This window comes from Corynebacterium sp. UMB8791 (assembly GCF_054166365.1).
The window spans coordinates 1-334 of the sequence record NZ_JBSZCG010000049.1 but is presented as its reverse complement, the minus strand read 5'-3'; the positions used below and the strand labels follow the sequence as shown (position 1 = coordinate 334).

Annotated in this window: 2 protein-coding genes; both read right to left on the bottom strand. The window is 37.1% G+C overall.

The features are described from left to right. The coding region (locus ACXIUA_RS01270) for an RsmG family class I SAM-dependent methyltransferase (protein WP_457975930.1) at positions 1-178 on the bottom strand (178 nt) is incomplete at its 3' end. Then, entirely contained in the window at positions 165-326 is a 162-nt protein-coding gene (locus ACXIUA_RS01265; protein WP_457975929.1) for an RsmG family class I SAM-dependent methyltransferase, read from the bottom strand. The genes ACXIUA_RS01270 and ACXIUA_RS01265, both read right to left, overlap by 14 nt. Positions 327-334 lie beyond the last annotated feature (8 nt).

Genomic DNA, 334 nt, shown 5'->3' with positions numbered 1-334 from the left:
TAGCCAAACCTAGTTGATTCACTAACTCTGTTAGGAAAGTAATTCGTTTATTTAAAGAGTCAACAATTGTGACATTTAATGAAGGAAAAACAATTTTCAAAGGAATACTTGGAAATCCTGCGCCTGCGCCAACATCACAAATGGCTTTATCGCTGGCAAAGTCTTCAAAGAATGCCAACGGCTAAAAAATAGCCTTCTTTTTTAACTAAGGGTAAACACAGTTCACTTAAAACATTTAATCGTGCAACTGCTCGCGCTGTAACGTAATCAAACGCGCCACGAAATTCTGCTTTTTGACCAAATGTTTCTGCACGATCATGATACAAAGAAACAT